This is a genomic window from Providencia rustigianii DSM 4541 (assembly GCF_000156395.1).
Classification (GTDB): Bacteria; Pseudomonadota; Gammaproteobacteria; order Enterobacterales; family Enterobacteriaceae; genus Providencia; species Providencia rustigianii.
Window position 1 is genome coordinate 10188 of the sequence record NZ_GG703825.1, and the last position, 6656, is coordinate 16843.

A 6656-nucleotide genomic window follows, 5' to 3' on the forward strand; every position below is an offset into this window, starting at 1 on the left:
AACTTATATTTTTTATGGAAAAAAAGAAAAAAGCGATGGTGAGTTAACATGGAAACCAACACATTCTACTGCTGAATATTCTCCTCACGTCGGAATTAGGGATGCACCTACAAAAAATAGGCGAGTACTAGAAGATGGATATCCGCTCCAAGAATTTACACTGATTTCTTCTGAAACACCTGGGGATGGAACAGTCCCCGTCGAATCATTTGATGCCATCAAAAAGAGCAGTGCAGTTAAAAGTATTCTCGCTACTAATGTAGAACATCAAAGTGCTTATGACGTCTCGAACTTATTTCATATTTCTAATAAACCCGCAATTCAATTTACACTAAGAGCCATTGCTAAAATGGTTAAGGATATTCCACCAAGTGAAAGCCAATAATTATCTTAAAATATTTTCAGGTATTATAGTTTGCTTACTTGCTATTAGTGGATGGAGATTTTATACAAGTTCCCCTCTCCTAACCCAAAAGGATAAAATGATAATAGATTCATTATTCGAAGAAACCAAACCTCAATGTATAGGGCGTTATACGATAGATGTTCCTATATCATTTAATAATCAACTTAATGACTTTATTTTTATTGATGAGTTTAAGATGGAGAGTAAATTTATTTACCCTCCAGCCTTTAAACAACGCATTGAATTAAGGGAAAAAGAGCTCAACGATGCCATCAATCAACCTCAAAATGAAATGCAGAATGCGCCTTTTATTAAAGAATCAATCCAACTACCAGATAATAAAGGAATTATATTTGACCGAAATATATCGGGTGAAGATGATCTTAGCCGTATGTTAGAAGCTCATATTTATGTAGATAATATCGCTTTCATCATTACAACAAAGATACTTGACTTATCAGATCCAAAATATTCAGAACGAAAGAAAATTTATATAAATGCGGGCTTCTCAGAATTTGATATGAATACAAAACCCGCCCGGCTCGCTCAAATGAAATCACTAATATCACGATTAAGTGGGCGCATCAATGATACAATTATTCCAACAGAAAAAGGTATCTGTATACCCAATGGTTTTATAGCTGATGATAGTAATGTCCATAAAAATAGAATTTCATATACATATGAGAATGATGATCTTATCTTTGGTTTAGAAACCGATGATACAATTTTAGGTTCTGATGATACATTATTAAATCGAAGTCCCGGTATATATGGTGCACTGCTCAAATCCAATCAACGCACAATAAAAAAAGGCGAATTGCTATTAGGAAAAATTCCAGCACAAGAATGGTTAATTTCAGGTGCACAAAAGCTTCATGGGCAAGGTGACCCTTTTCCTTCTTACAATTTTATTTTATTCGCAAATGAATCTATTGCATCATACCAACAACCTTGGCTTTCTTTTGGAATGGACAACAATAGTAAGAAAAGCCGATATAACCAAGCTCAAATGGTTGAAATTTGGGATCGAATTGTCGGCTCGCTACGCTATAAACCCAATGCATTTTAATCTAAAAAAACTATGATTAGGTGATTGAATATCAAGTAGTTGTATCATTAATTAATCGCTACATATTCAGTCACCATCTCTATCGATTATTTTATATCTTTATACGAAATTATTTAACATAACGATATATATTGTGATCAACAGGCACAAAAATACCATGAATCTATTAGATAACGCTTTACTCTCAGTCAGTAAAATAATAGAGGTTAATATCTGTGCGACTAACTAGACATCTCTATTGGATTATTATCACACTTTTTTTGATAATTATGCTTGTGGGACTTATTCTTTTTACAGAGAAGCAAGCTCATACTCAACTAACTAACAAGGAAAAAGTGGTAATAGACGCATTATTTGAACAAACTAAACCGCAATGTGTTGGACGCTATATCATTGATGTTCCAATTAACTGGGAAAATAGTTCTCATGATAGTGTATTTATTGATGATTTTCGTATTAATAGTCAATTTATTTATCCTCCAGCCTTTAGGCAACGCATTGAGTTACGTGAGACTGAATTACGAGAGTGGAAAAGCAGCGCAGAAAATGCACCGGTACTGAAAGAAATTATTCAACTTCCCGAAGGAAAAGGGGTTATTTTTGATAGAAATCAACCAGGTTCTGATGATGCGTATCGAACACTGGAAGCTCATGTGTATGTGAATCATGTCGCATTTGTTATTACTACAAACATTAGGGATTTTTCTGATAACAAGTATGAAAAAAAGAAATTGGCATTTTTAGCTAGAGGATTTACAGAGATTCAATCAAATGAAAAACCAACAAAAATAACAACGATGCAATCATTAATATCTCGACTGCAAGGACGTCTAGATCATGAAATTCCAATGGAAAAAGGCGTTTGCATACCAAATGGTTTTATTTTAGATGAAGGCGAAATCCCGAAACAGAATATTTCTTTTGTTTACGATATGGGTCAATTTATTTTCTCGATTGAGTCGGATAATCGCTTTGTTGGCTCTAGTGATACCTTACTTAGCCGAAGCACTGAGATAAATGCAGCCATACGTCAACAGAATAGAGAAACGATTAAAAAAGGAAATTTATCACCCAGTGATATTCCATCACAAGAATGGCTTGTAAAGGGAAGACAAGAAGTTTATTCAAAATCGAAAAATAAAAGAATCCCCGATTTACCGTATTATTTTTTTACGTTTAACGCCAATGAAGCCACGGGCTCTTTAACCATACCTAAATTATATATTATTATGAATAATCGAAACAAATTCACTTCATACAGTGATGCTCAAATGGTCGAAATTTGGGATCGAATTATCAGTTCGTTACGTTATAAACAAAATGCTTTTTAATGAGTAACAACCAAAAATAATCTCGAGTAAATTCCCCGTCATTAGTCATTACTAAAGTTTTCATCACTTAAATATTGAAATACTCACTAATTTTAAACATAAGAATAAATTCATTTAATTATAAATTTATTTAAAACAACCATTCTTAGAAGGAATTAAATATGAAATATCAATCAAAATTTAAATTATCAATCATTTCCTTATTATCCGTTGTTTTTATTTCCGCTTGTCAAACAAAACCAGCACCTGTTGAGAGAAATGAAAATATCCAAATTGTAAGCCCTTTTTCAGGTTCTGACACTGAAGGACAATGCTATAAAATAACCGCCGAAAATAAAGATTATTATGGCCGCTTAGATAAAAATGGTCATCCTTTACAAATCCCTGAACTAAAAGATAAAGATATTAAAGTTAGTTTAAGTTTATTAACCGATAGAGACTGTAAGGAGCAAGGAATTTAAGAATTTTATCATATTATCTACCATCAAAATATTAACCTTATTTCCTAATAAGTAGGCTCATGATGAAAGGATTAGTTTGTCTTGGCGACAAGAATACTCATGGAGGCCATGTACTCTCGGCTTCATCCACAATGTATATTAATGGTAAACAAGTTGCACTCATCGGAGATCTTGTTTCCTGCCCTAAACACGGAAATAACGCCATTATAGAAGGGTCTGATTCCGTTTTTGATAATGGCATTGCTGTAGTGGTAGATCAGTGCTTATGTTCATGTGGGTGTCGAGTAATCAGTTCTGAGCCTACAACTTGTATAGAATAGATAAGGAAATCAAATCGATGTATTGGAAAATTCCCTCTGTCCCTGATAAAACACCACGAAAAAAACCTAACTATAAGATTTTAATTACCTTTTTCGTAGCCATAGTTACCGCAATTTATGCTTACGGAATAACCCTACCTACCGAACAAAAGTTGCGTTTATTTATTATCACATTACCAATAACTACTCTTCTATTTCTGGTCTGTTTTAGTTTTTTATACATACGCTATCAGCATTCCGTAATCACCTGTGATAACTGGGAAAAAGAAAAGAAAATCACCGAAATGGAATGGCGACGTTGGTGTCAATCCTCAATTAGCTCTCTTGCTTATTTTAACTATACACCTGATAAAGAAGGCGCTGACGTATTTTTAAAAGATAGCAAATCTATTCCAATGTTCCCAGATAAGCCACGCCAATTATTCAACAACCAAAGAATTGATGAAGACCTTTTTTCAAAAATTGATAAAAGCCTTGAAAAACAGTGTCCAAATTATAGAGTATACCTGTCAAAGATTTATATCTTCGATAATGAAAATCGGTTTGATAGCGATACTCTAGTTTACAATCAATGGCACCTTAAACCTATTGAACCATCATCATATCAAACTCTTTTTTCTGCTTATGATGCTAAGCAAGAAGATACATTTTTGATTATTACTATCCAATCAGAATCAAATTTCAGTCAATTCGTTTCAGCGCAACTGTTTTCAACTAATAGTCAATTAATTAATTCAAGTAATTCTCGCGTAAATATAGAACGGATTATGGAGATTGATATGCAAGATATTGATAATGAAATAATCAAATTTATCAATTATAGCGGGATATCAAAAAAGCATAGATTTCAGACCTGGGTAACAGAATCCAAGCAAGCATTAATTGATAATATTCTTATTAATTATAGTGATAAAAAAATCGAACTTGATAAACAACATCCTATTTACTCCCTAGGATTATCTTATTCAGCTCCTCATCCTAATGCATTTTTAAGCTATCTATCGTTAGTGAGTGAAATAGCAACAAAATCAGGTACAGATCAGGTTCTTATCCACTCTAATACTAACGGTTCTAGCTATGCCGTTTACATTCGCAGGTTTTAGCATGATAAATAATATATCTATCAATTTCCCTAGAGGAAAATTGTTTTTTATTCTTTTATTCGTTGTTATTCTTTCATTAATAACTCTGTTTTTTGTTTATCAATATAAACCTTTTGATGCAAGCCCATTCTTCATAGGAATATCTGTACTTAGTATAACTGCTCTACTTTTTATTTATTTTTATCCCATAAAAAATAAATTAACACAAAGAAAGCAACAAAAAGAATTCAAACCTCAAAATAACCCAATCGATTTGAATGCACCAACTAAAGAAATAAGCTTATTGCATAATGAAATTATTCAAGCACTACGCAACCAATACGGCACGTTCTGGCATGCCAAAGTCTCCATTCAGCTCCTCCTCGGCTCCCATTCCGCCGTCGAAAAACTCGCCCCAAGTCTGACCCAAGAAATCTGGCAAGAGTGTGATGGCACCTTACTTATCTATGGCGGGGATATAGGCAGTTCGATGGATGCCGAACGGCTGGAGACCCTCAAACAACTGCGCCGACGCCGTCCGCTCGATGGCGTGATTTGGGTAACTGAAAATAGCATTTCGTCCCAGCTTTTAGACAACAACGTCACGTTCACTAACCTCAATACCGCAACAGCCCACAATGCCGGGCGTGCCATCCAAAACCTCTTCCAAGAATTAGGTTGGCGTGCGCCTGTTTGGGTTTGGAGTGTCAGTGACCAACAATCCCTCAGCGCTGTCGAAACGCCCTCTATCCTCTGCATGACAGAGCAAAATATGCCCGCCGAGGCGCTATCACCGAGCTTATTAAGCCTGATCCCCGCGCTCGTTATCAACGGAACCCAAGCGTTATTGCGTGAACAGAAACACACCTATCTGCTTGCTTTAGCCCAATTTTTACAAAACGGTGGCAGCCAACAGCCCGCTACCGCATTAGCCCCACTCAATACCCAATTACGTACGCTGCCTTTTTCCGGCATCGCATTTAGCCCTTCTATCAATCCGTTAAATCAGCAACGCTTGCCAAATAGTTGGCACCCTGATACCCGCTGGAAAAGCTGGTTGAATGTGCAATCTGAACTGGCATCCGGTTTACAGCCTGCCTCTTTAGGCTTTGACAAAAAACGTCTCGTTCAATACGGTGCCGCTACCGCCATGACTTTGTGGGGCGCAGGTATGATTGTCTCTTACCTTGCCAATCGCCAGCTCATCGAAGAGAGCTACCAAAGTGCGAGCGTCGCCGCTAACAGCCAATTACCGGAAACTGAACGCCTCAAAGCCCAGTATGATTTTCAGCAAACCCTAGGTTTACTCAATCATCGCGAGCAAACCTCGGTACCATTTTGGCTGCATTTTGGGCTAAACAGTAATCAGCCTCTACTCGCCCATTTATGGCCGCTATACCAACAAACCGTATTGCCTCCCCTGCGCGATAACATCCGCCAGCAATTAGAACAACAATTACAAACGTATGCCCAGCTTTCCCCTAACAGTGATGACCGTCGTCAAGCCACCCAAGGGGCGTATCAAAGCCTAAAAACCTATTTAATGATGACCGCGCCAGAGCGTATGGAGCCCACCTTCTTTACTGACAGCGTGCTCACGACCCTCCCCGTCCCGCAAGGAATGAACGAAGGCGAATGGCAAACCCTCGGTAAAGAATTACTCATGTTCTATGCCCAGCAGCTACCGAAGCACCCTGAATGGCAATTAACTACCAACAATAACCTGATTAATCAAAGTCGTACGCTGTTAACCCGACAAATTGGGCAGCGCAGTGAAAGTGCCACACTGTATCAAGACGTGTTACTGCAAGCGCAGCATCAGTTCCCGGATATGACATTAGATGATATGACGGGCGATACCGATGCCAGCTTTTTATTTACCACCGATGAGTTTGTCTCCGGCACCTTTACCCGCAAAGCCTGGGAAGAATCCATCGAGCCCGCCATTAAAAAAGTGGTGGAATCCCGCCGTAATGAAATTGAT

The 6656-nt window shown here is 37.1% G+C and carries 6 protein-coding genes and 1 pseudogene; all 7 read left to right on the plus strand.

Features of this window, described 5'->3' with window-relative positions; translation table 11 throughout:
* Positions 1–385, plus strand: a pseudogene (locus PROVRUST_RS19930) (hypothetical protein); the annotation flags it as partial.
* A complete protein-coding gene (locus PROVRUST_RS18360; RefSeq protein WP_006816412.1) occupies positions 372–1478 on the plus strand; it encodes a T6SS immunity protein Tli4 family protein in 1107 nt (368 codons plus the stop codon). The pseudogene PROVRUST_RS19930 and the gene PROVRUST_RS18360, both read left to right, overlap by 14 nt.
* Before the next feature lie 269 nt (positions 1479–1747).
* A complete protein-coding gene (locus tag PROVRUST_RS18365; protein WP_006816414.1) occupies positions 1748–2809 on the plus strand; it encodes a T6SS immunity protein Tli4 family protein in 1062 nt (353 codons plus the stop codon).
* 161 nt (positions 2810–2970) lie between these two features.
* Entirely contained in the window at positions 2971–3270 is a 300-nt protein-coding gene (locus tag PROVRUST_RS18370; protein ID WP_006816416.1) for a hypothetical protein, read from the plus strand.
* A gap of 59 nt (positions 3271–3329) precedes the next feature.
* Entirely contained in the window at positions 3330–3590 is a 261-nt protein-coding gene (locus PROVRUST_RS19445) for a PAAR domain-containing protein (protein ID WP_006816418.1), read from the plus strand.
* Between the two features lie 17 nt (positions 3591–3607).
* Positions 3608–4693, plus strand: coding sequence for a hypothetical protein (locus PROVRUST_RS18375; RefSeq protein WP_006816419.1), 1086 nt, complete (start codon positions 3608–3610; stop codon positions 4691–4693).
* Between the two features lies 1 nt (position 4694).
* Positions 4695–6656: ImcF-related family protein (locus tag PROVRUST_RS18380; RefSeq protein ID WP_039856002.1), on the plus strand; the 1962-nt coding region annotated here is incomplete at its 3' end.